At 42.2% G+C, this 22285-nt stretch carries 27 protein-coding genes and 1 tRNA gene; 20 read left to right on the plus strand and 8 right to left on the minus strand.

The window, feature by feature from the left end; translation table 11 throughout:
* The first annotated feature begins 8 nt into the window (after window positions 1-8).
* The 4 genes from A4S05_RS29120 to A4S05_RS29135 all read left to right on the plus strand — a co-directional run bounded on the left by A4S05_RS29120 (window position 9) and on the right by A4S05_RS29135 (window position 2336).
* The gene (locus A4S05_RS29120) at window positions 9-878 is read left to right on the plus strand and encodes a metal ABC transporter permease (RefSeq protein WP_069073261.1); all 870 of its coding nucleotides are present in this window, start codon (window positions 9-11) and stop codon (window positions 876-878) included.
* 74 nt (window positions 879-952) lie between these two features.
* Window positions 953-1025, plus strand: a tRNA-Phe gene (locus A4S05_RS29125).
* A gap of 197 nt (window positions 1026-1222) precedes the next feature.
* Window positions 1223-1609 carry a hypothetical protein gene (locus A4S05_RS29130; protein ID WP_069073262.1) on the plus strand — a complete coding sequence of 129 codons (387 nt, stop codon included), beginning with the start codon at window positions 1223-1225 and terminating at the stop codon, window positions 1607-1609.
* Window positions 1610-1757: 148 nt separating this feature from the next.
* The gene (locus A4S05_RS29135) at window positions 1758-2336 is read left to right on the plus strand and encodes a hypothetical protein (RefSeq protein ID WP_069073263.1); all 579 of its coding nucleotides are present in this window, start codon (window positions 1758-1760) and stop codon (window positions 2334-2336) included.
* Between the two features lie 140 nt (window positions 2337-2476).
* Here A4S05_RS29135 and A4S05_RS29140 read toward each other — a convergent pair whose 3' ends face one another.
* The 3 genes from A4S05_RS29140 to A4S05_RS29150 form a co-directional block, all read right to left on the minus strand.
* Complete coding sequence (locus A4S05_RS29140) at window positions 2477-3745, minus strand: glycosyltransferase family protein (RefSeq protein WP_069073264.1); 1269 nt, start codon at window positions 3743-3745, stop codon at window positions 2477-2479.
* Between the two features lie 455 nt (window positions 3746-4200).
* Window positions 4201-4824, minus strand: coding sequence for a TenA family protein (locus A4S05_RS29145; protein ID WP_069073265.1), 624 nt, complete (start codon window positions 4822-4824; stop codon window positions 4201-4203).
* 71 nt (window positions 4825-4895) lie between these two features.
* Window positions 4896-5666 (minus strand): pentapeptide repeat-containing protein, encoded by a 771-nt coding sequence (locus A4S05_RS29150; RefSeq protein WP_069073266.1) that lies wholly within the window; start codon window positions 5664-5666, stop codon window positions 4896-4898.
* 67 nt (window positions 5667-5733) lie between these two features.
* On the opposite strand from A4S05_RS29150, the gene A4S05_RS29155 reads away from it, so the two are divergent.
* The 3 genes from A4S05_RS29155 to A4S05_RS29165 all read left to right on the plus strand — a co-directional run bounded on the left by A4S05_RS29155 (window position 5734) and on the right by A4S05_RS29165 (window position 6459).
* The gene (locus A4S05_RS29155; protein ID WP_069073267.1) at window positions 5734-5925 is read left to right on the plus strand and encodes a hypothetical protein; all 192 of its coding nucleotides are present in this window, start codon (window positions 5734-5736) and stop codon (window positions 5923-5925) included.
* A gap of 71 nt (window positions 5926-5996) precedes the next feature.
* Window positions 5997-6263, plus strand: a complete 267-nt coding sequence (locus A4S05_RS29160) for a toxin HicA (RefSeq protein ID WP_069073268.1) — start codon at window positions 5997-5999, stop codon at window positions 6261-6263.
* Window positions 6247-6459, plus strand: coding sequence for a type II toxin-antitoxin system HicB family antitoxin (locus tag A4S05_RS29165; RefSeq protein ID WP_069073269.1), 213 nt, complete (start codon window positions 6247-6249; stop codon window positions 6457-6459). Before A4S05_RS29160 ends, A4S05_RS29165 begins: the two co-directional genes overlap by 17 nt.
* Before the next feature lie 124 nt (window positions 6460-6583).
* Here the strand turns inward: A4S05_RS29165 and A4S05_RS29170 are convergent, their stop codons facing one another.
* On the minus strand, window positions 6584-7648 hold the full coding sequence (locus A4S05_RS29170) for an L-histidine N(alpha)-methyltransferase (RefSeq protein WP_176727142.1): 1065 nt from the start codon (window positions 7646-7648) through the stop codon (window positions 6584-6586).
* 198 nt (window positions 7649-7846) lie between these two features.
* On the opposite strand from A4S05_RS29170, the gene A4S05_RS29175 reads away from it, so the two are divergent.
* The 4 genes from A4S05_RS29175 to A4S05_RS29190 all read left to right on the plus strand — a co-directional run bounded on the left by A4S05_RS29175 (window position 7847) and on the right by A4S05_RS29190 (window position 12520).
* Entirely contained in the window at window positions 7847-9640 is a 1794-nt protein-coding gene (locus tag A4S05_RS29175; RefSeq protein ID WP_069073271.1) for an ABC transporter ATP-binding protein, read from the plus strand.
* Window positions 9641-9827: 187 nt separating this feature from the next.
* Window positions 9828-11630: an ABC transporter ATP-binding protein gene (locus A4S05_RS29180; protein ID WP_069073272.1), complete on the plus strand. Its 1803-nt coding sequence runs from the start codon at window positions 9828-9830 to the stop codon at window positions 11628-11630.
* 66 nt (window positions 11631-11696) lie between these two features.
* Complete coding sequence (locus tag A4S05_RS29185) at window positions 11697-11951, plus strand: TIGR03643 family protein (RefSeq protein ID WP_069073273.1); 255 nt, start codon at window positions 11697-11699, stop codon at window positions 11949-11951.
* A gap of 35 nt (window positions 11952-11986) precedes the next feature.
* Window positions 11987-12520: a dihydrofolate reductase family protein gene (locus A4S05_RS29190; RefSeq protein WP_069073274.1), complete on the plus strand. Its 534-nt coding sequence runs from the start codon at window positions 11987-11989 to the stop codon at window positions 12518-12520.
* Window positions 12521-12832: 312 nt separating this feature from the next.
* Here the strand turns inward: A4S05_RS29190 and trxA are convergent, their stop codons facing one another.
* Window positions 12833-13180, minus strand: coding sequence for a thioredoxin (gene trxA / locus A4S05_RS29195; RefSeq protein ID WP_069073275.1), 348 nt, complete (start codon window positions 13178-13180; stop codon window positions 12833-12835).
* A gap of 331 nt (window positions 13181-13511) precedes the next feature.
* Between trxA and A4S05_RS29200 the strand changes: the two genes are divergently transcribed.
* Window positions 13512-13721, plus strand: a complete 210-nt coding sequence (locus A4S05_RS29200; protein ID WP_069073276.1) for a hypothetical protein — start codon at window positions 13512-13514, stop codon at window positions 13719-13721.
* A gap of 182 nt (window positions 13722-13903) precedes the next feature.
* Here the strand turns inward: A4S05_RS29200 and A4S05_RS29205 are convergent, their stop codons facing one another.
* From A4S05_RS29205 to aroB, 3 genes are all read right to left on the minus strand, one after another.
* Window positions 13904-14212 (minus strand): hypothetical protein, encoded by a 309-nt coding sequence (locus A4S05_RS29205; protein WP_069073277.1) that lies wholly within the window; start codon window positions 14210-14212, stop codon window positions 13904-13906.
* Window positions 14213-14383: 171 nt separating this feature from the next.
* On the minus strand, window positions 14384-14962 hold the full coding sequence (locus A4S05_RS29210) for a Uma2 family endonuclease (protein WP_069073278.1): 579 nt from the start codon (window positions 14960-14962) through the stop codon (window positions 14384-14386).
* Between the two features lie 82 nt (window positions 14963-15044).
* A complete protein-coding gene (gene aroB / locus A4S05_RS29215) occupies window positions 15045-16157 on the minus strand; it encodes a 3-dehydroquinate synthase (protein ID WP_069073300.1) in 1113 nt (370 codons plus the stop codon).
* Between the two features lie 214 nt (window positions 16158-16371).
* On the opposite strand from aroB, the gene petL reads away from it, so the two are divergent.
* From petL to atpA, 8 genes are all read left to right on the plus strand, one after another.
* Entirely contained in the window at window positions 16372-16467 is a 96-nt protein-coding gene (gene petL / locus A4S05_RS39540) for a cytochrome b6-f complex subunit PetL (RefSeq protein ID WP_084227316.1), read from the plus strand.
* A gap of 269 nt (window positions 16468-16736) precedes the next feature.
* Window positions 16737-17177 (plus strand): ATP synthase subunit I, encoded by a 441-nt coding sequence (locus A4S05_RS29220; RefSeq protein WP_069073279.1) that lies wholly within the window; start codon window positions 16737-16739, stop codon window positions 17175-17177.
* A gap of 60 nt (window positions 17178-17237) precedes the next feature.
* Window positions 17238-17999, plus strand: a complete 762-nt coding sequence (atpB, locus tag A4S05_RS29225) for a F0F1 ATP synthase subunit A (protein WP_012411161.1) — start codon at window positions 17238-17240, stop codon at window positions 17997-17999.
* Between the two features lie 148 nt (window positions 18000-18147).
* Window positions 18148-18393 (plus strand): ATP synthase F0 subunit C, encoded by a 246-nt coding sequence (gene atpE / locus A4S05_RS29230; RefSeq protein WP_012411162.1) that lies wholly within the window; start codon window positions 18148-18150, stop codon window positions 18391-18393.
* Window positions 18394-18825: 432 nt separating this feature from the next.
* Complete coding sequence (locus A4S05_RS29235) at window positions 18826-19257, plus strand: F0F1 ATP synthase subunit B' (protein ID WP_069073280.1); 432 nt, start codon at window positions 18826-18828, stop codon at window positions 19255-19257.
* 216 nt (window positions 19258-19473) lie between these two features.
* Complete coding sequence (locus tag A4S05_RS29240; RefSeq protein ID WP_069073281.1) at window positions 19474-20046, plus strand: F0F1 ATP synthase subunit B; 573 nt, start codon at window positions 19474-19476, stop codon at window positions 20044-20046.
* A complete protein-coding gene (gene atpH / locus A4S05_RS29245) occupies window positions 20043-20597 on the plus strand; it encodes an ATP synthase F1 subunit delta (RefSeq protein WP_069073282.1) in 555 nt (184 codons plus the stop codon). Before A4S05_RS29240 ends, atpH begins: the two co-directional genes overlap by 4 nt.
* 140 nt (window positions 20598-20737) lie before the next feature.
* The gene (atpA, locus tag A4S05_RS29250; RefSeq protein ID WP_069073283.1) at window positions 20738-22258 is read left to right on the plus strand and encodes a F0F1 ATP synthase subunit alpha; all 1521 of its coding nucleotides are present in this window, start codon (window positions 20738-20740) and stop codon (window positions 22256-22258) included.
* Window positions 22259-22285 lie beyond the last annotated feature (27 nt).

A 22285-nucleotide genomic window follows, 5' to 3' on the forward strand; every position in this document is an offset into this window, starting at 1 on the left:
CCATAAGTATGAATTTTTTCAATGATTGTCAGATAGCTTGGCTTGCGATCGCCAGTAGTAATGACTTGCTAGAGTTATTACAACTTGCTTCTATACAGCGTGCGATCGTAGGTGCTGCGTTGATGGGCATACTTGGCGGGATGTTGGGTAGTTTTGTCACCTTACGCCAGTTATCCTTTTTCAGCCACGCGGTTGGTCATGCAGCATTGGTAGGTGTAGCGTTAGGTGTGCTGCTACAGGTAAATCCTACTTGGATGCTGTTACCTTTTACCTTAGTTTTTGGTGTTATTGTTCTCTACTTCATCGACAAAACCGACTTAGCTAGCGATAGCGTACTTAGCATAGTGTTATCTGGGGCATTAGCGATCGGTTTAATTCTCACAAGCTTAATTAAAGGATATCGTGGCAGCTTGATGGCTGTGCTGTTTGGGGATATTTTAGCGATCGATACCACAGATTTGATTTTGACGCTGTTAGTACTTGTAGGAGGTAGCATATTTTTACTGTCAACCCTGCGCCAGCAAATTTTATTGACCCTTAACCCCGATGTAGCACAGGTTCAAGGCGTTCCCGTTCAATTGTACCGCTATGCTTTTGTGGTCTTGCTTTCACTCGCCGTTGCTGTAGCGATTAAAGCTGTTGGCGTTTTACTGGTCAACGCCTTTTTGGTTATTCCCGCTTCCACCGCCAAACTGATGAGTCACCACTTTAGGTACTTTCTAATCATGTCGGTGATCGTTGGTTCCATCAGCAGCATTGCTGGCATCATGGTGTCAGGTATTTTCAACCTTGCTTCTGGCCCAAGTATTGTTCTTGTCCAGTTTCTACTATTTGTAGCCGTTTTCATCTGGTTTAAGTTGAAATTGACAGCCGCCTAAATATTTTTTTCTAAGGCCTTGCTATATTCTTTGATGTTTGCTACATTGATTAATCGTGGCTCACAAAAGCCCCAGCCGGGATAGCTCAGTTGGTAGAGCAGAGGACTGAAAATCCTCGTGTCACCGGTTCAAGTCCGGTTCCTGGCATACTTCACAGAGAAAAACGTCTCTGACATAACGCATAAACTGACGTAAAGCTAAAGCCTAAAACTCTGAAAGCTAAGAAGTGGGAGAGTTTCTAAGTAGTTGAAATCTTGTTAACCTTTATGCTTAAAATTGCACAAGAGGTTTATTTAGCATCTACTGACAGCTAAAGTTAACCCTTTGCAGGACTCACCTAAGCAATGCTGACTGAAATTTTACCTTTCCGTTTTGAGTTAGACACGATCGCGATCGCAGGAGCGAGTTTGTGGTCATTGGCGCTATATCTAGGTTTTTCCCCAGTTAATGAATGGGTAATCGAGCAACTTAACCGCTGGTTTAACTTTGCCGAGCGATCGCTTTATACTAGCCAATCAGAATTTGAAAAGACTCGTAAAGCCAGAGAATCTCAAAATGCTTTCTACGCTTCTCTGTTCAGTATCGTGCCTTTTTTAGTAGTTGGTGCTTTATGTAACTGGGGTCTGGAAATTAGTTTAGGTGAGAGTTGGGGAATTAGTACAGGTATATTAGCTTGTATGGGCGCTGGCATTTATGAACTTGGGCGCAGGGATGGAGAATCTTCGGATTAAGAGAGATAAGGGGCATGAGGGAGAAATTTCTTATTTCTTTAGCCTCCCTCTACTCAGCAATAGTATGTAAGCACAATGATCCGTCCGTAACACTAAAGATTACATTTTTTAATTAGAATTATGGAGGATAGGAATTAAAAATAAAATTATGAACAAACTTTTAATGAGCTTGGCACTAGTGTCAGCAAGTATTTGTACAGTACTATCTATCTCTACTTTGTCAAATGCTTTGTCAGATCGTTGCTCACTTCAGAATCAACTCAGCATTCTTCCGCCCGAAATCTTCAACAAAATCTTTCCTGAAGAAGTTAATCGGTTGAGTATATTTCAAAAACGTCCGCTAACTTCAGCTTCGGAAAAGGAAATTAAGCAAGCTGCTGTAAACTATACTCTTGCCCACTCTTGCCGATTTAAGATACTCAGCGGCATACCTGAAGCAATATTTGCCCGTCCAATCAAAGCTGCTGAAATTCCTTCTACTGGTTTTGGTGAGTTTGATTTTATGGGTAAAGAACCGCCATTGATGTTAGTAGTAGTCAAAGGAAACTTTGACATTAGCGGCTTTCAATCTTCAAATCCTCGTCGTTCAACAAAGTATACTGCTTATATTTTTGACCTCCAGGCTGGTACACCAATTTTTTCCGCAACTGGATTGGCAGGAGAATACTTCCGCAACGCCCTTAATGACTCAACGGTGCCAGATGATTTAGAATCTGTTGGTCTTTAATCAATACTGCTTGGGTAAAGCATTTTGAACTCGGAATTGGGTTTGGGGAAAAGGTTAAAGGGTAAAGGTTAAAGGTTTTTTCTTTCCCCTTACCCCAAACCCAATTCCCCAAAACCCGACAAGTATGGGGTCTTTAATTGTTACCCAATTTCCTCACCAACAATCTGTGCTATCTTCTGGGCTGCACCGCTTTCACCGCGAATGTTACGGAGTTTAGCGCGGATATCATCCAATTTTTCTGGATGGGTTAATAAGTCTAAAACCATTTCCCCAATTTCTTGCGGTTGAAGTTTACCCATAAGTTCTGGCACTATCTCTTCCTGTGCCCAGATATTTGGCCATGCTAATAAACCTTTGCGTCTCACAAATCTTAGGAATAGCCAATTAATTACGTTGGCAAAGGGCGTACCTACACCTGGCAGATTTGCCAGCAACCCAGGTAAACCATCCCAAGAACGCATGGCGTCAAGTTGCTGCGTTGGCAGCAAAACAATCATTGGTATTGCTAAAGCACCAAGTTCGGCAGTGTTTGCCCCCACTGTAGTTAAGCAAATGCAGCACTGGGACAATAAATGATATGCAGGGTTTTCTTGCCACAGTTCCACAGTTAAGCCCGTTGTTGTTTTAAGCAATGCCTTCCCTCTACCGTCCTCTGGGAGAATTAAGGAAGCACCGCCAAAGCCAAAGATTTCAGCAATAGAGTTCTTTTTGAGATCGGCAAAACTAGCTAAAGTTTGTAAATCCAGAGTTGGGGCTACAGGAATCACAAATTTGGTTTGCGGCCTTTTTGCATGAATGTATTCGGCAATGCTTAGAGTTAATGGCACTCCTTGGGATAATTTTGCTGCTTTTGATCCAGGGAGTAAACCAATGATTGGGGAGTGGGGAGTAGGGAATAGGGAGTAGGGAGTGCTGACTTGTTCTTGGGCTTCAACCATCAAATCTCCGACGACAGTGAATTTGTGGGCATATTTTGCTGGGACTTTGGCTGCAACTTTGGGTTTCATTACACCAAAGCGATCAATCCAGTTATGCCACCTGGCCTCCCATTCGGCGTAAACCACTGTGCGATATCCGAGTTTTTTACCTATGACTACGGGAAAAATTTGATCCCCACCGAGGAAAACAACTACACCGCGACTTCTCCAGTCCCAATTTTCAAATGTTTTGCCCCAAAGCAAAAATTGCCAAAAATGCTCTGCTCCTTGTACTCTATCTACTTCTGGGTAAGAAAGAGCGATCGCAGCTTCTTTTCCACTGGCATTTGAGCAAGGTGACAATACCACAGAAATCCTCACTACAGAAGGATCATCCCCTAGTTCTTGCCGCAATGCCTTTACTACTGGACGCACCCAGGTTGTTACCTCACCTGGGCCATTTGATAGGATGAGAATATCTACTTCAGTCATTAGTTAATGGTCAGGAGTTATACCAATTCTGTATGAAGATGCACATCATAATACCCCCCTGTAGTCCCCCCTTGGCAAGGCTACGGTGTACACACAAGTCCTAAAAACCTAGCTTGATAAGCATTTCCTCGTTCCCAGGCTCCGCCTGGGAATGCATTCTTGAGTCAGAGACTCAATATCTGACTAGAGGCAGAGCCTCTAATCAGGCATTCCTATGCAGAGCATAGGAACGAGATAAACGAGAGAATAATGCGAAATTGATCTTTTTTTGACTTGTGTGTATACCGTAGCCTTGACAAGGGGGGATTAAGGGGGGTAAAACCCGGATCTCAAAGTAACTCTGATTTGTGTGTACACCGTAGCCTTGGCAAGGGGGGACGGCGATAGCCGGGGGGTGAATATATGCAGCTTCACAAGGAAACGGTATTAGGGGCCATTATTTACATACGTTGAATTTATTTCGCAATCCACGCAGCCTGAAAAAAGTCATGCTCACAAAACATAGCATAACGATAGGTTGAATATACAACAGGATTGGGAGTGGCATAATTGTCAACTAAATTTTCTAATTGTTGTGTTAGTGGTTGAAAGTCTGCGCTGCTGTAAGTACGAATCCAGTCTGCATATTGATGATTAGGAATGCCATTACAAGCCAACTTTTCTCCCAAAAAGGCATACAAACGCATACAGGGAGACATCGCCGCAGCAGTTAAGCCCACATCTCCACCCCAAGCAGTTGCTAATAAAAAATCAGTATAGCGGCGGGTAGCAGATTGTGGTTCTACAGAATGCAAATTGACTCCCCACTGCGAAGCATAGCTACTATGCAACCGCAGTTCTTCTAAAACACCGCTAGCTAAGTTATGAAATGTAGTGAAGCCTAACCAGTCTGGTGCTTTAGCTGCGGCGATACTGTACGCACGGGCAAAAGCTTCTAAAAAAAAAGCATCTTGCCCTACGTAGTAAGCAAATTTTACTTGCTCAAGAGTACCATCGCCAATGCCTTGAACGAAAGGATGCTCTAGGCAAGCTTGGGCTAAGTCTTGATTTGCTGCCCATAATTCCTTAGATAAAGTCATTTGTTATTTGTCATTTGTCATCTGTATATTATCCCTCTGTTCTTTTAACTCTCTCCCTTAAAAAAAAGTACTTAAAAAGGGAAGAACTGGAGCAAGACTGAGCCAAGACTTCCCAAAAAGTCAACAAAACTGGGTTTACCAGCGCTTACCTTTTCATTGACGGGTGTTTGCAGTTCTTTAATAAAAGCTTGGGCTGTTAGCGTTCCAGGATTGTTGTTTTGGGATGTAAACAATTTTTCAGCAACTTGGGCGTCTTGGAATGCACCTTGTCTATCTAGTATTTGGTAACGGGCGACACCACGAGCTAAATAAGCACCCGCATATTCTGGTTTAATAGCGATCGCTTGATTAAAATAACTAATTGCTTGCTGTTGGTTGCCTTTTTGTGCTTCTGCTACACCCCAAGCATAAAATTCTTCTGGTGAAGCAATTTGTGATGGTATACCAACTGCACCTTGGAAGTTAGCACCATTTAGGTAAGCACCAGTCAGTTCTACATTTGCTAGATAGGTATTTCTCAAGTCAGCACCCGTCAAATTTGCCCCACTAAATTTAGCTTCGCTCAAGTTAACACCAAATAAACTAGCGCCACTCAAGTTTGCACCCCGCAAATCTGCACCGCTCAAGTTTGCACGGCTGAGGTTAGCACCTGTGAGATTAGCACCACTCAAATTCGCTCCAGATAAGTCAGCCATCACTAAACCTGCGCTAGTCAAATCACAGTTTTGACATTGTTTAGTTGCCAACAACTGTCTAACATGTTCAGAATTTGCTGCTTGTACACTGGTTGTCAAACTAATCGTGGTTAAAAATGCGGCTACACCTAGAATGTGGTTTTTCATATTTATGTAATATTTCTTACTCAATACCAACACTAACTGAGATGGATTTATACCTCAGAATTATGATATGAGCAATCTTAACAATTTGACCTCTGTAGTTACCTATATTACTTATAAATTTGGGTATAGCGGTTATCAGTTGGGTTTGATACCAGTGTTTCACAAGCGATATCTTCTGTTGCGTTTGCAACGCGATCGCATTTCTCTATTTTATAAACAAGCGATCAATGTCAAGCAAAATGATGTGCCTCCACAATAGTCATTTGTTTTTGTATGCTCCGATTTTAAATAAATATGAGACTATAGAAACATTAAAGCAGTCAGAAAAACGTGAGTCAGCAAGACAAACTCTTAGACAAAATTCTCTCTGGGACTTCTGATACAGACATCCCTTTCGCCCAACTGTGGCAACTTTTATATACACTAGGCTTTGATGAACGGATTCGTGGCGATCATCGTATTTTTATCAAAGCCGATGTTGAAGAAATATTGAACCTACAACATAAAAGAGGAAAAGCCAAAAGCTATCAAATTAAACAAGTTCGGGCAGTAATTCTCAAGTATAAACTAGGAAGTAAAAATGATGTTTCGCTATGAAATCATTCTCTACTGGAGTGAATTAGATCAAGCCTTTATTGCTGAAGTACCAGAATTATCAGGCTGTGCTGCTGACGGCGATAGTTACCAAGAAGCCTTGCATAATATAGAATTAGTTATGCAGGAATGGATAGAAACGGCTAAGGATTTAGGGCGTCCAATTCCTCAACCTAGACCACGTTTGATGTACATTTAATTGATACAAAATCCTACTGCCATAATAATAACCCATAGCAATCCTAAATTATACGTGAAAAATTAGATACCCAACTTATTTGATAAGTTGGGTATCTGAACAGCGCAAAATATAATTGAAAAGGTTAGTTACTGGCAACCTTACAAATTACCATAATATGTGATTTGTATTTGTTAGTACTATATTGAATAAGTTGTAATCCAGAACGTTCTAGTTCTTGTAAAAGTGCAGGCATTTCATGCTTATGATGTCGCCAAATAGTAATTTCTTCACCTTCTGAGATTTCAATCTTTTTATCTATCCCCATCTGATTAAAATTTATTGTGTAATCCTGATGTAGTTTTATATTAGCGATTATACTATCTGTTTTTAAATCATACTTCCTCACTAATTCACAATCTTCAGATTTAATCCCAATTTTGTTTTTTACCCATCCATATATTTCTTCTACATGATACTTGCAGCCACCTCTCACGTTTCCATCCCATCTGGAGTTAGAGCCAATTTCATTAGTGAATACCAGAAAATCGTTTTTCCCCATGCTATCTCTAAAGTTTTTGAATACCTTGTCTCTATTTTGATGATTACCAATAGTAACCCCTAAGTGAAAAAATATTTTTGCTGTGTCATCAATTTCAAGGTTAGCTTTATTTTGTTGGAATAAAGTTTTGGGTATGCAACTATTTTCGATGTCAATTGTAGAACTGATAAAATCGACGAGAGGAAACCATTTTTTGAAGTTTTTTCTAGATAAATTCAGCAATTCATCGCTAATATCCAATGCGATATATTTATTGATTTTTGCTAATTTATTAAGTCTTTGAATAAAATCTTTAACCGGATATGAATTTCCTGCACCTACATCTACAATATTGACTTTTTTCCCATTTTGAATATTGTCATTCAAGTATTGAAAGTTATTCTTTAAAAGTTCAATTTCTACATTTGATGTTCGATACCATGTAGGAATAAGATATTTGAGATAAAACTCATTCCAGATGTTTGCGCCTCTACCTTTATAAGAATACTTTAATGGTATTTCTCGTCTGAATTCTAATGCATGAATTATTTCTAAAACTTCTTCTTCAGAAAAAATAGAGTAGAACTCAGAACTTGGCTTGGCTGTGCGGCTGATAACAGTTGAGATATCCGAGGGAAGTGGGGAATTGCTATGAAAATTTTGAGCCATTATTCTTGTTCTTTGGTTTTCTTAGGTATTTAAAATTAGCCGCAATGCTTGCCAAAGAGGTATTTTCCCATACCGTTGTCCCAAAATTTGGAATTTCCACGACAAATAGATCCCACATTCCTCACTCTCAATTAGCCAATGTGGTTTTTTACAATCAAAATACGAGATAATTTTCCAAAGATACAGGGGTGAATTCCAGTGGTTCAGCAACCAGAACTCCAGGAAACTTCGTCAATACAGTCAATCCAGCGCGTGCTTAAGAGTTTAAGCACTTACCGATGGACTTCGCTAGGAGCATTGGTCAGTCTGTTGCTGTTGACGATCGCAAACGCAGTTACCCCACAACTATTTCGGTGGGGAATAGATCAAGGAATCATCAAACAAAACCTCCAAATTGTGCTGTATAGCGCCGCCTGGATGGTAGTCGCCGCGATCGCTCGTGGTGTATTTAACTTTGGACAAAGCTATTTAGCAGAAGCAGTGTCTCAGGGTGTAGCTTATGACCTGCGAAACAAAATTTTTAGCAAAATTCAAACTCTCAGTTTCAGCTATCATGACCAGGCGCAGACTTCCCAACTACTAACCCGTGTCACCAGTGACATTGAGCAGATCCGTACCTTTGTTGGCACTAACTTAATTCAGGTCATCGGTTCAATTGTGACATTGGTGACTATTTCGGTAGTTTTGCTGGTGATGAACTGGCAATTAGCGCTGATTACGCTAACGGTAGTACCCCTAGCCGGATGGTTAATGGCGCGATTCATCAACCGAAATAACAAACTTTTTCGACAGGTACAAGAGCAACTGAGTAACCTCAATGCTGTATTGCAAGAGAACTTACTCGGAATTCGGGTAGTGAAAGCCTTTGTGCGGGAATCAACTGAAAGGTCGCGTTACACAACACTGAATGATGGCCTAGTCAAGGCAAACATGAAAACCATTAGCGCCATCCGTGATACCTTCCCCGTGATCTTTTTGCTGAGTAATTTAGTAACACTGGCAGTTTTCGGCTACGGGGGAGCGCAGGTAATTGGGAATAGATTTTCCATTGGCGAACTGGTGGCGTTTAATTCATACCTAGCGTTGATTCTCCAACCAATTTTGTTAATTGGATTTGCTGCACCTGCGATCGCTCAATCAGCTGCTTCCGCCGAACGAGTCTATGAAGTTGTAGATGCAGAGGTAGAAATTCGCGATCGCCCCGGCGCTGTCCCATTTGACACCTGCGTTGGTAGAATCACCTTTGAAAATGTTTCCTTTCGCTATCCAGGAGCAACAACCGAAACTCTCAAAGAAGTTTCCTTTGAAACCAAGCCCAAAGAGCTAATCGCCGTTTTAGGGATGACTGGTTCCGGGAAAAGCACAATTATGAACTTGCTTGCCCGCTTTTATGATGTCACAGGGGGAGCAGTTCGCATTGACGGACGAGATGTAAAAGATTTTACGCTCAAAAGTCTGCGATCGCGTATTGGTATTGTATTTCAGGAAACCACCCTCTTCTCTGGCACAATCCGCGAAAATATTGCCTACGCCAAACCCGATGCAACCTTAGAAGAGGTAATTGAAGTTGCCAAAACCGCACAAATGCACGATTTTATTAGCGGTTTACCCGATGGCTACGAGACAATTGTGGGAGAACGGGGCGTGGGCTTATCTGGTGGACAAAAACAAAGAATTGCGATCGCTCGTACCTTACTAACCGATTACAGCATTCTGATTTTGGATGATAGTACCTCAGCAGTGGATGCCAAAACTGCTGCCCAGATTCAAGCCGAACTAGATGGCTTCATGCGCCAAAAAGCTTGTACAACTTTTGTAGTAGCTCAACGCATTAGCACCGTCAAGAATGCCGATCGCATTTTTCTGATAGATAAAGGACGATTGGTAGCACAAGGCACTCACGAAGAATTGATGCAAACCAGCCCACTCTACGGGGTGATTTTAGAATCTCAAGTAAAACCAAAGGAGAAAAATAATCCTCAATTAGCATAATTAATTTTGCTCACACCCTTCTAAATAAGTCGGTGGGAATAAACCAAAACGTAAATAGTCTTAAAACCCTTATCAATAACAAATGACAAATGACAAATGACAGCCCCACCAATTAGCCTTAATCGCACCGACTTAACTTAATAAAGACTTTTAATCCAAAATCCCAAATCTAAAATCCAAAATTTTTATGAGAGGCACTATTCCCGTTGTTGCATCTGAGGAAAACGCGAGTCAGCAACTCTCCACCCTGCGGCGCTTTTTGCAATACGTGCTACTCTATCGCAAAGAAATTCCCATAGCCCTGACTTTAGTATTGATTGGTGCTATAACCCAGGCAATTGGGCCATTTTTCCTCGGCTGGTCGATTGATCGTCTCATTGCACAAGGTAATTTGCAAGGACTGCTGCTGTTATTAGGGCTACTTGGACTAAACTACGGACTTGGTGTATTAGCAATCCGGGGTCAAATCATTCGAGTCGGTTGGATTATGCAGCGATTGCTGGCTCAACTGAGGCAAGATATTTTCATTAAAATCCAAAGTTTGCCACTTAGCTTTTTTGATCGCAGCGAAGCAGGCGATTTAATGAGCCGTCTGCTGAATGATGTTAATACCGTGAATCAGGCATTTGGACTGACGATCGCCCAAATGCTGGGCAACACTTTCAGTTTGATCGGTATAATCATTGCGATGCTCTCAATCAACCTGCAACTCGGTTTGTTGAGCAACCTGGTTGTGCCACTGATGATTTTTACCACAAGCTTGTTTGCACGTTGGGCGAGAGCCAGATTTCGCGTCACCCGACAAACCATTGGGCAGCTTTCCGCCAAGTTAGAAGAAGATATTGGCAGCGTGCGAGAAGCACAGGCATTTAATCGTGTACAGACGAACATCGCAGAATTCGACGTTCTCAATGCCGCCAATCGTGATGCCAACGTCGAAGCTGTGGCAATTACTTCAGCCTTTTTGCCCTCCATCGATTTTCTCAACACACTAGCAACCGCAGGTGTGCTGGCTTATGGCGGCTATCTCGCAGTTACAGAAGCAGCAACAGTGGGTGTAGTGACCTCCTTTTTACTTTACGTCCAGCAGTTCTTCCGCCCTATCCAAATTCTCAGCCAGTTTTACACCCAAGCTCAATCTGCCTTTGCCGGATTAGAGCGAATCTTTTTATTACTAGATGAGCCGTCAGAACTCAAAGATGCACCCGATGCGACAGAAATGCCGCCTATTCAAGGTGAGGTGACATTTGAGAATGTCAAGTTTGGCTACAACCCAGATCAACTGGTTCTCAAAGGAGTGAATTTGCACGCCTATCCAGGGCAGATGGTTGCGTTAGTCGGGCCGACCGGTTCGGGAAAAAGTACAATCATTAACTTGATTTTGCGCTTTTACGATGTATCTGGCGGTGCAGTGAAAATTGATAATATTGATGTGCGTAGTGTTACTCAAGCAAGTCTGCGGCGTCAAATAGGCATCGTTCTGCAAGACAATATTCTGTTCAGTGGTACTGTTGCTGAAAACATTGCCTTTGGCGCTCCTTATGCCACCCAAGCTGATATCGAAGCGGCTGCACAACTGGCAAATGTACATGAGTTCATTACCTCATTGCCACAAGGCTATACAACTCAATTGGGTGAACGGGGAGCGCCCCTAAGTCAGGGACAGCGACAATTAATCAGTATTGCTCGTGCGGTGTTGATTAACCCGCGAATTCTGATTCTTGATGAAGCCACCAGCAGCATTGACACACGTACAGAAGCACTAGTACAGAGTGCGATCGCTCGCTTGCTCCAAGGTCGTACCAGCTTTGTAATTGCCCACCGTCTCAGTACAGTTACTCAGGCAGATCAGGTATTAGTAATTCAGCAGGGACAAATTGTAGAGCAAGGTACTCACACTGAACTTGTCAATCAGCAGGGTGTGTATGCCAACCTCTATGCCCTTCAACTAGGTGCAGCAGACACAATGGTTCTTCAAAACGAAAAGTAAAATATATTTGAAGAAGAATACAGAATTCCTTTTCATAGCTCAAATTTATTAATTGCCAGCCAAGGAATGAAGCTACCTAACCTCGATTCGGAAACTATCAATCGCATCATTGAAATGGCATGGGAAGATAGAACATCTTTTGATGCCATTGAGGCTCAGTTTGGGCTTCTGGAGAAACAGGTAATCGCCCTAATGAGGCGCGAAATGAAGGAATCTAGTTTCAAGATGTGGCGAGAGCGAGTTACCAAACGCAATACAAAGCATTTATCGAAGCGAGAATTTATTGCAGGCCGGTTTAAATCGCAGAATCAAAAAACGTAAGGAATTGGGTGAAAAATACCAAATTCAGAAGCAAAATGACGAAAGTTACACTCTACATTGCAGCTAGTTTGGATGGCTACATTGCTCGCAGCGATGGCGGAATTGATTGGCTATCAATCCTTGATATAGAAGGGGAAGACTATGGTTACACTGATTTCTACGAATCGATTGATGCGATCGTATTAGGCAGCAAAACCTATGAAGTAGGGCTTGGTTTTGATAAATGGCCTTATCCAGACAAAAAATCTTTCGTTTTCACTCAGCGCCATCTCAAATCTGACCGCGAAGACGTTGTATTTGTTTCAGATACAGTACAACAGGCGTTAGCAAATATAGAGGCTCAAGGCTTAGAAAACATCTGGCTAGTTGGTGGTGGAGCATTAATCAATTCGTTTCTTCAGCACAATTTGATTGACGAATATATTATTTCAATTATTCCAACTATCTTAGGTGGCGGCATACAACTTTTCCCACCGCCTACCCCTGAAAAAAAATTGGAGTTGATTCACTCAAAACAATATCCAAGTGGTTTACTTCAAGCACACTATAAGCCAATACGCTTGGGTTAGCGTCAAAAACCATAAACTGCAATACGCTTGGGTTTAGAAACTAAACCCAAGCGTATTGCAAGGCGAAAAAGAAAAGGTTAAAAATCCATACAGTTCAGATAAGCCCAAAAAACTTGTAGAGACGGCGATTCATCGCGTCTTCAAAAACAAATTATCTACACCAGTAACCTTAACTGAACTGTATTAGGTTAAAAATTTATAATTTTGCTTCAATTGGTGAGAAGTCCGATGCTCGGAAGCCGACGTTCGGAACTTCGGGTAATTTGAACTCCACCTAAAACGTCACTGTTAATTAAGAATTACGAATTCAGTTTAAACAACCTCAAGAAGTTTCTGAACAGCCTCACTAAACTGCTCGTAAGGAGAAACTCCCACGATAGTTTCTGCTAAAATGCCATCTTTGAAAATTAAAACTGCTGGAATGCTGCGAAGACCGAATTTTTTGAAAATCGGCTTGTTGCTGTCAACATCTACTTTCACAACTTTAGCGCGACCTTTGTATTCCTCGGCAAGTTGATCCATTAACGGACTGATCAGGCGACAAGGGCCACACCAAGTAGCAGTAAAATCAACAACAACAACTTTCTCTTCGCTTCCATTTAAAACAACATCAAATTCACTTTCTTCAACGTAAGCAACTATGTGAGTATCAGTAGACATTTTTTAATTCCTTTAGTATCAAACTAAAATTTCAGCAAAGGACTAACTATATAAACTATACTCCCTTCTGAGTATCAGATTCACCAGTCAGCTACATTGGTAAACCCGCGCAGCTGAGTTTTGCTGAGTAGCGTATATTTAATAACACACATTTCTTGTACGTAGAATGCGATCAAAATGTAACTTACCATTCAGACTACTTCAGTGCGTTAGGTTCCGAACGAGTAATGAAGATTAAATCACGAGATATTTAAAAAGTGAGAAAACTGTGGAATAATACACAGGTGGTAAATTTAATGGCATTCCATAAATTAATAATAAATGTAAAACTATGATTACTCAACATTACAATTCAATTCATCTTGAAAACAACTTGCTAAAACAAATCAAAATTAAAGAAAATCAGCTAAAAATTGCACAAGAATCTAATATGCTCTATGTAGTAGAAGCATTACAAGATGAATTATTAGAGTTACAGCATCAATTGTCAGAGCCTCAAGACGTTGAGGTTCACGCATTGATGAGTTTGCTAGACGATTAAAATTGTAAATTTGTGTTGCAAAGTTTATTGAAAACACAAAAACTCTGTTATATCGAAGCAGAGCATAGTAATTGCAATGCCTGTAGGTGTAGTTTAGGTGCTATGGCTTAAGAATTAATGACAAGAAGTAGCGATCTAAAATGTCATAGTAAAGATTATAATTCTTACTTTAGATTAAGATTTTAGGGTTTTCGCTGAGTATCTGGTCTTTTTATCTGAGGTACTGAATCAATCTTAAGAATAGGTTTAATTGAGCGCAGTTGTCTTTGCCTAAGAATTTGAATTTCTCTCTCAATTGAATCTTTTCCTTGCCTAAAAAAGTCCTGAGAGTTATGTGGAACCAAGTCACGAGATAAATTTTGAGCTTGTGTTGGAGTCAAACGAGGAAGGGGTTGTTCAGCATTGGCGGAAGTCTGTACAGCCAATAAAAAAGCTGTTGAAACCACCCAGGGTTTTATTTTTATACATCCGGCAAATATCAGGTTTAACATGATTGATACATCCCTTGTGTGAATGCTGATTCAAACCATCTTGTTTTGGTCTGATGATAAGCAAAATACACTTATGGGGTTGCTAATTACCTCCCACAAATGGATGAATTAATCTTGAAATTTTTGATGGATGTTAAGAGCAAGAGAATTGTGCTGGATATGAAAAATGTACTATTCAGTAGCTAATGGTATTTTTGCCTTTTGAAACACTTGCTCAATAGTAAATTGCAGTCCTTCAAACAAAGAATCTGTGAGTAGTTCTTCTCCCATATAAGTTTGTGGTGCTGCATCTGGATAAAAAACAGTAATGCTTCTGGCTTTAATATCTAATATCCACACGCGCAGCACCTTAGCATCTAAATAATCTTTGGCTTTAGCCACCATTTGTCCAAAGGTTTGTCCTGGGGAAATAATCTCAATCACCAAATCAGGAGGAACAGGACAAGCTTCGTTTTCATCCCAGTTAGCGGGTAAACGCTCATAAGAAATGTATAAAATATCTGGAATTGGCATCCAATCTCGTCCCCGACGAGTTAATGCAACAGCCCATTCCGGGCAAACTTCTCCTTTCCCCTCACACGATTGCTCAATCAAATTGAGAAGAACGCGGGTAAGTTTAGCGTGAAAAAATTTTGGTGACATTTTAGGAATTGCCTGACCATCAACTAGCTCATAAGTTATGTCTCCCTCTTCTGGCGGAAGATTTAGAAACTCTTGCAAGGTTAATTGATTCTTTGCTTGGAGTATCATGGCTCAATAATTCGTAATTCGTAATTCGTAATTCGTAATTGAATGACAGAGCAACTAATTTTTGTTCTGACTCCTAAATTCTTTACATTCCCCGCAAAACTTGGCGAATAATATCAGATGATACTTCATCGGTAACCGTTACTACACCAATCTCCGTTGGTAAAACAAACCGCACTTTCCCGGCTTGGACTTTCTTATCTAATTGCAACGCCTCAATAATTGCTTCAATATCTACCCCAGTTGGTAATTGAGTTGGTAAACCCGTTTTTTGAATTAAAGCATTTTGACGTTCTGTGTCTTCTTTTTGCCACAGTCCTAAATCCACAGCAATTTGACCGGCTGCTACCATACCAATGGCTACCGCTTCACCATGATTTACTAGACGATAACCAGTCAAACTTTCCACTGCATGACCGATGGTATGTCCATAGTTGAGAATCGCCCGTAATCCTCCTTCTTTCTCATCTTTGCTAACAACATCAGCTTTAGCTTGACAAGAGCGCGTTAATATGGTATGTATCAGTTCAGGTTTTACATAGCGGAGTTGGTCAAGGCGTTTACTTGCTTCCAACTGGGCAAACAATTCGGCATCCCAAATCACACCGTACTTAATAACTTCTGCCATCCCTGCCCGAAACTCACGCATAGGTAGAGTTTTTAACACATCTGGGTCAATCAAAACGAAACGCGGTTGGTGGAATGCCCCAATTAAGTTTTTACCGTGGGGATGATTCACGCCAGTTTTGCCACCAATTGCCGAATCCACCATCGCCAACAGAGAGGTAGGTACTTGGACAACATTAATGCCGCGCAACCAAGTTGCAGCCGCAAAGCCAGTCATATCACCAATTACACCTCCGCCCAAAGCCACCATAGTAGAAGAACGTTCTAGGCGGTTTTCCAAGGCGATATCGTAGAGTTTTTGGATAGAATTGAGGGTTTTATAGCGTTCACCAGGTGGTAGAGTGCAGCTAGCGACTTCAAATCCGGCAGCTGTTAGAGATGCGATCGCTCTTTCGCCAAAATGCTTAAAAATTGTCGGATTAGAAACCAGCAGTACCTTCTTGCCTAGCTTGAGACTGGCCATCTGTTGACCTAATTGATCTAAACTCGAAGGTGCGTTAGCGTAGCTCGACGAAGTTATCGCAATCTCATAAGACTGCTCTGGTAAATTTACATTAATTACAGAAGTCATTGCCCAACCCCAAACAAGCGTCCGTGGGCTGTATTGTATCGCAATCTCGGAAATGGGCATAGGGCATTGGGAATTGGGGATTGGTTAAGAAACAAGGAAGCAGGGGAAAAGTTGTAGTAAGTATTTCCCCTCTACCACCATGCCCAATGCCCCATTCCCAATGCCCAACAACTAATGATTCAATAGATTTAGGAAGTATTCTGGAGAGCAATAAATGTTTGCAATTGTATCTTATGTCGTCTTCTTGGGTTTATTCTTTGGCTTATCTGTAGGTTTGCTGTTCGGTCTACGGACTGCCAAGATAATTTAATCGAGAGATAGATTCAACCCAAAACTCTTGTGGGGTAGGCATCTTGCCTGCCCTCAATTTACGAATGGTCTATAAAACCCTTATTTTTTCACCACGTCCACGTCGGCGGACTTGGTAAAAGTGCTGTAAGCTTTAGTCCGTCGGCACTTACTCTCTGATGTTGACAAGAAGTTAATTGTTTTTTCCTAAAGTATTGTTACCGCATCGTGATATGATTCAGCTGACTGAATGTGCAGTCATCATATTTAACTGTACTGGTTTCAAGTCCCGTGAGCTTGTCTGACGAATCAATTGCGCCCACTCCGACAACGCAACAAGATGCTAAAACCGATTCTGAAGACACAGAATCGGATAACTCCATGCAAGAGTTCTATCAACTCTTCCAGCGATTGTTGGTAATCACGCTTGTCTTGACGGGGGTTATTTTTATCTCTGTGTGGATTTTTTATTCCTTAAACATTGCCCTAAATTATTTAATTGGGGCGTGTACAGGTGTGGTTTACTTAAAAATGTTGGCTAGAGATGTTGAGCAGCTCGGTAGTGAGAAAACCAGTCTGAGCAAAACTCGTTTTGCTCTATTTATGGGAGTCATGATCGTAGCAACTCAATGGCGTGAGCTACAGATTCTACCCATTTTTTTGGGATTTCTAACTTACAAAGCCACGCTCCTCGTCTATATGGTGCAAATTGCGTTCATTCCTGATTCTTAAGAATTCAGGCTCACAAAGATAGTAATCCCATCCTCGCTCGTTGGGGAAAATGCTTGAAGAATGCAAATGCTTAGTGTCTTAAACGCCTTTAATTCTTTTCCCCTCGCCGAATTAGAAGTAGGACATCATTTCTACTGGCAGTTGGGCAATCTTAAAATTCATGGGCAAGTTTTTCTCACCTCATGGTTTGTGATTAGTATTCTAGTAGTAGCCTCAATAGCTGCTACTCGAAATGCACAAAGAATTCCCAAGGGCATCCAAAATTTGATGGAATACGCCCTAGAATTCATTCGTGATTTGGCCAAAAACCAACTCGGTGAGAAAGAGTACCGCCCTTGGGTGCCATTTATTGGCACATTGTTCTTGTTTATTTTCGTATCGAACTGGTCAGGCGCACTAATTCCCTGGAAGCTCATCAAGCTACCTTCAGGCGAATTGGCAGCTCCCACCAATGACATCAATACGACTGTTGCATTGGCATTGCTGACTTCCTTGGCGTACTTTTACGCAGGTTTTAGCAAACGGGGTTTAGGCTACTTTAAGAAATATATAGAGCCAACACCTGTTTTGTTGCCGATCGCAATTCTTGAAGATTTCACCAAACCTCTCTCCCTAAGCTTCCGGCTATTTGGTAATATTTTGGCGGATGAATTGGTTGTAGCGGTGTTGGTGCTGCTAGTTCCTCTATTTGTACCTCTGCCTGTAATGGCCTTGGGTTTGTTTACCAGTGCCATTCAAGCCCTGGTTTTCGCCACCCTCGCCGGAGCATACATTCATGAGGCAATGGAGGGGCATGGCGGAGAAGAACATGAGGAGCATTAAACTTCTCAGTTGATAGCACAGTTCCAAGAGCATATTCGCTCAAAATATCGCAAAGCGCGATCAAAGAACTTATGTGCAGCGTGAAAACCACGTTTCTAATCGTTAACGTACTTTTGTTAGTTTTGTAATCAAAGCAAGGAAAATCAACATGGATCCATTAGTTCAGGCTGCTTCAGTTCTCGCTGCTGCTTTAGCGATTGGTTTAGCTGCAATTGGCCCTGGTATTGGTCAAGGTAACGCTGCTGGACAAGCAGTAGAAGGTATTGCTCGTCAACCTGAAGCAGAAGGAAAAATTCGCGGTACTCTGCTATTAACCTTGGCATTCATGGAATCCTTGACTATCTATGGTCTAGTAATTGCCTTGGTATTGCTGTTTGCTAACCCCTTCGGCTAATACCTGAAAATTTTGTGAGTGTGGAGACGTGAATCATCACGCCTCTACAATCTAAGAGGTTTTAGGTATTTAGTCATTCTAATGTGATTTTAGATTTTAGATTTTGGATTTTGGATTTTGGATTATCAAGAGTTTCCGGTACATGTGCCGAAGGTGATTGGTGAAACAAATCTCAAATCATTAATCTAAAATGCTCAGAAGAACATAACCCTTGGATTAGTGTTAATCCCTTTGGGTTCAGCAGTCGCTCATGGGGGAAACCCCCATCGCCCTTGGCGTCTCCCCTTGGGAGAAGACCGCGCTGCTTCACCAAAATTGCAAATCTAAAATCCAAAATTACTTGACCCTTGTTGGCTATGGGTCTCTAAAATATGAAAGGTTGGATGACGTTGCTAGCCATGAAAACTGCTACTCCAGCCAAAGAGGAGACAAATGTTTGATTTCGATGCTACCTTGCCCTTCATGGCATTGCAATTCCTGCTCTTGGCAGCTTTGTTGAATGCAATTTTCTATAAGCCACTGACCAAGGTACTAGACGATCGCGATAGTTACATCCGAACGAATACCCTTGAGGCGCGGGAGAGCTTGGCTAAAGCCGAGCGCTTGGCTACCGAATATGAGCAGCAACTCGCAGACGCTCGCAGACAATCGCAAGCGACTATAGAAGCAGCTCAACTTGAAGCTAAGAAAATTACTGCTGAGAAAATTGCTGAGGCCCAAAAAGAAGCTCAGACTCAACGAGAACAAGCTTCTGTTGAAATAGAACAACAAAAGCAGGAAGCTTTTCGTACCTTAGAGCAACAAGTTGATGCTTTAAGCCGGCAGATTCTAGAAAAACTATTGGGGCCAACTCCAGTTAGATAAGCTAACTAGACTGGCTCTGTGAAAGCATACGCGCAACTGGGCCCTAGTCCAGAGCGCAAAATTTAAGTGTCACAAAAAGGCACTTTTTTCCCTTCTGGGAAAAGATACTTAACTTCCTTACGGGGAAAAGATACTTAAATTTCCCTTTGGGGAAAGATACTTAAAATTTCCCTTGGGGAAAATACAACGTATTAGCAGCGAGCAGCGCACTTGTAAATGGGTATCATGGGGACATTCTTATTACTTGCCGCAGAAGCGAACGCTGTTCACTCTGAATTGGCAGAAGGCGCAGCAGAAGGTGGTTTCGGTCTAAACCTAGACATTTTTGAAACCAATCTGATCAATCTAGCGATTCTGATTGGCATATTATTCTACTTCGGACGTAAAGTTTTAAGCAATATCCTGAACGAGCGACAATCCAATATTGCCACCGCAATTCAGGAAGCAGAAGGGCGCTTAAAAGAGGCAAAGATTGCCCTTTCCCAAGCGCAAGAGCAATTAAAGCAATCTCAAGCAGAGGCAGAACGCATCCGCCAATCTGCTGTAGAAAACGCTCAAAAAGCGAAAGAAGCCTTGTTAGCGAAGGCAGTGCAAGACGTAGAACGCTTGAAACAAACAGCAGCAGCAGATTTAAACACCGAAACTGATCGAGCGATCGCTCAACTGCGGCAACGGGTAGCTACACTAGCATTGCAAAAAGTCGAATCGCAACTCAAAAGCGGGATTGCCGACGATGCTCAACAAAGTTTAATTGACCGCAGCATCGCACAACTGGGAGGCAATGTATGACAAGTCAGGTAGCGGCAGCTGAAGTAGCCCAACCTTACGCACAGGCACTTTTGTCAATAGCGCAATCGAAAAATTTGACAGAAGAGTTCGGGGAAGATGCGCGGACTTTCCTCGGCCTGCTCAGAGCAGACAAACAGCTACATAACTTCTTCAGCAACCCGTTTATTCAGTCTGAGAACAAAAAAGCTCTCATCAAACAAATACTCGGTGAAGGATCTAACCCCTACTTACGCAATTTTTTGCTGGTATTGGTAGATAAACGGCGCATTGCATTTTTGGAATCAATTTTTCAACAGTATTTGGCGCTGTTGCGGCAGCTGAATCAAACCGTATTAGCGGAAGTAATTTCAGCCGTTCCCCTCACAGAAGCTCAACAGCAGGCAATTACAGAAAAGGTGATCGCCATTACGAATGCTCGCCAGGTAGAACTAGAAACCAATGTAGACAGCGAGTTAATTGGTGGTGTGATCATTAAAGTAGGTTCTCAGGTAATTGACGCCAGTATCCGGGGTCAGTTGCGCCGCCTTTCATTGCGCTTAACCAATAGCTAGAAAATTGGGACTGGGGACTGGGTACTGGGGACTAGGAAAAAGATTATAGTCATAAATTCTTTCCATCCCCAATCCCTAATCCCCAATCCCTAATCCCCAGTCCCTTTTACTTCCGTCTCGAAAGCAAAAAAGATAGACACATGAGCATATCAATTAGACCTGACGAAATTAGCAGCATTATCCAACAACAAATCGAGCAATACGATCAAGAGGTCAAAGTTGCTAACGTTGGTACTGTCCTCCAAGTTGGTGACGGCATTGCCCGGATCTATGGTCTGGAAAAGGCTATGTCTGGGGAACTCTTAGAATTTGAAGATGGCACAATTGGCATCGCTCAAAACTTAGAAGAAGACAACGTGGGCGCGGTGTTGATGGGTGAAGGGCTAGAAATTCAAGAAGGTAGTTCTGTAACTGCCACTGGTAGAATTGCCCAAGTACCTGTGGGAGAAGCTCTAATTGGAAGAGTTGTAGACGCTTTGGGTCGTCCCATTGATGGTAAAGGAGACATCAAATCCTCAGAAAGCCGTTTGATTGAATCTCCAGCACCAGGTATCATTGCCCGTCGGTCTGTACACGAACCCATGCAAACGGGGATCACAGCTATTGACTCAATGATTCCTATCGGTCGTGGTCAGCGGGAATTGATTATTGGCGATCGCCAAACCGGTAAAACTGCGATCGCGATCGACACCATCATCAACCAAAAAGAAGAAGATGTAGTTTGTGTCTACGTTGCGATCGGTCAAAAAGCTTCCACAGTTGCTAACGTGGTGCAGACATTGCAAGAAAAAGGCGCAATGGATTACACCGTCGTCGTCGCAGCTAGTGCCAGTGAACCAGCAACCCTACAATACCTAGCTCCTTACACAGGCGCAACTATTGCTGAGTACTTTATGTACAAAGGCAAAGCTACCCTGGTAATTTATGATGACCTTTCCAAGCAAGCCCAAGCTTACCGCCAAATGTCCCTACTGCTGCGTCGCCCACCCGGACGCGAAGCTTACCCTGGTGATGTATTCTACATCCACTCCCGTTTGTTAGAAAGAGCCGCAAAGCTGAGTGACGAATTAGGTAAAGGCAGCATGACCGCCCTACCAATCATCGAAACCCAAGCTGGTGACGTTTCAGCATACATCCCCACCAACGTAATTTCTATTACCGATGGTCAGATATTCCTGTCTTCTGACTTGTTTAACGCTGGTATCCGTCCCGCTGTAAACCCCGGTATTTCTGTATCCCGTGTGGGTTCTGCGGCTCAAACCAAGGCAATGAAAAAAGTTGCCGGTAAGATTAAATTGGAACTAGCCCAATTTGACGACCTACAAGCCTTCGCTCAATTTGCTTCTGACTTAGATAAAGCCACTCAAGACCAGTTGGCACGGGGTCAACGGTTGCGCGAACTTCTGAAGCAGCCACAAAATTCGCCACTCTCAGTATATGAGCAAGTAGCAATTTTGTACGCTGGTATTAATGGCTACTTAGATGACGTGCCTGTAAATCAAGTAACCACCTTCACCAAAGGTCTGCGGGACTACTTAAAGACTGGTAAAACCCAGTATGCCGAAGGAGTAAAAGCCTCCAAAGCACTAGGTGACGCAGAAGAAGCTGCCTTGAAAGAAGCACTCACCGAATACAAGAAGACCTTCAAAGCAGCAGCGTAATTAATAGTGAGGAGTGAAGAGTTAAGA

The sequence above is a fragment of the Nostoc sp. KVJ20 genome, assembly GCF_001712795.1.
Classification (GTDB): Bacteria; Cyanobacteriota; Cyanobacteriia; order Cyanobacteriales; family Nostocaceae; genus Nostoc.

Coding starts and splice junctions, on each gene's coding strand:
- A4S05_RS29120 (WP_069073261.1), top strand. CDS start 9: ATGAATTTTTTCAATGATTGTCAGATAGCTTGGCTTGCGATCGCCAGT.
- A4S05_RS29130 (WP_069073262.1), top strand. CDS start 1,223: ATGCTGACTGAAATTTTACCTTTCCGTTTTGAGTTAGACACGATCGCG.
- A4S05_RS29135 (WP_069073263.1), top strand. CDS start 1,758: ATGAACAAACTTTTAATGAGCTTGGCACTAGTGTCAGCAAGTATTTGT.
- A4S05_RS29140 (WP_069073264.1), bottom strand. CDS start 3,745: ATGACTGAAGTAGATATTCTCATCCTATCAAATGGCCCAGGTGAGGTA.
- A4S05_RS29145 (WP_069073265.1), bottom strand. CDS start 4,824: ATGACTTTATCTAAGGAATTATGGGCAGCAAATCAAGACTTAGCCCAA.
- A4S05_RS29150 (WP_069073266.1), bottom strand. CDS start 5,666: ATGAAAAACCACATTCTAGGTGTAGCCGCATTTTTAACCACGATTAGT.
- A4S05_RS29155 (WP_069073267.1), top strand. CDS start 5,734: ATGAGCAATCTTAACAATTTGACCTCTGTAGTTACCTATATTACTTAT.
- A4S05_RS29165 (WP_069073269.1), top strand. CDS start 6,247: ATGATGTTTCGCTATGAAATCATTCTCTACTGGAGTGAATTAGATCAA.
- A4S05_RS29170 (WP_176727142.1), bottom strand. CDS start 7,648: ATGGCTCAAAATTTTCATAGCAATTCCCCACTTCCCTCGGATATCTCA.
- A4S05_RS29180 (WP_069073272.1), top strand. CDS start 9,828: ATGAGAGGCACTATTCCCGTTGTTGCATCTGAGGAAAACGCGAGTCAG.
- A4S05_RS29185 (WP_069073273.1), top strand. CDS start 11,697: ATGAAGCTACCTAACCTCGATTCGGAAACTATCAATCGCATCATTGAA.
- A4S05_RS29190 (WP_069073274.1), top strand. CDS start 11,987: ATGACGAAAGTTACACTCTACATTGCAGCTAGTTTGGATGGCTACATT.
- trxA (WP_069073275.1), bottom strand. CDS start 13,180: ATGTCTACTGATACTCACATAGTTGCTTACGTTGAAGAAAGTGAATTT.
- A4S05_RS29200 (WP_069073276.1), top strand. CDS start 13,512: ATGATTACTCAACATTACAATTCAATTCATCTTGAAAACAACTTGCTA.
- A4S05_RS29205 (WP_069073277.1), bottom strand. CDS start 14,212: ATGTTAAACCTGATATTTGCCGGATGTATAAAAATAAAACCCTGGGTG.
- A4S05_RS29210 (WP_069073278.1), bottom strand. CDS start 14,962: ATGATACTCCAAGCAAAGAATCAATTAACCTTGCAAGAGTTTCTAAAT.
- aroB (WP_069073300.1), bottom strand. CDS start 16,157: ATGACTTCTGTAATTAATGTAAATTTACCAGAGCAGTCTTATGAGATT.
- petL (WP_084227316.1), top strand. CDS start 16,372: ATGTTTGCAATTGTATCTTATGTCGTCTTCTTGGGTTTATTCTTTGGC.
- atpB (WP_012411161.1), top strand. CDS start 17,238: ATGCAAATGCTTAGTGTCTTAAACGCCTTTAATTCTTTTCCCCTCGCC.
- atpE (WP_012411162.1), top strand. CDS start 18,148: ATGGATCCATTAGTTCAGGCTGCTTCAGTTCTCGCTGCTGCTTTAGCG.
- A4S05_RS29235 (WP_069073280.1), top strand. CDS start 18,826: ATGTTTGATTTCGATGCTACCTTGCCCTTCATGGCATTGCAATTCCTG.
- A4S05_RS29240 (WP_069073281.1), top strand. CDS start 19,474: ATGGGTATCATGGGGACATTCTTATTACTTGCCGCAGAAGCGAACGCT.
- atpH (WP_069073282.1), top strand. CDS start 20,043: ATGACAAGTCAGGTAGCGGCAGCTGAAGTAGCCCAACCTTACGCACAG.
- atpA (WP_069073283.1), top strand. CDS start 20,738: ATGAGCATATCAATTAGACCTGACGAAATTAGCAGCATTATCCAACAA.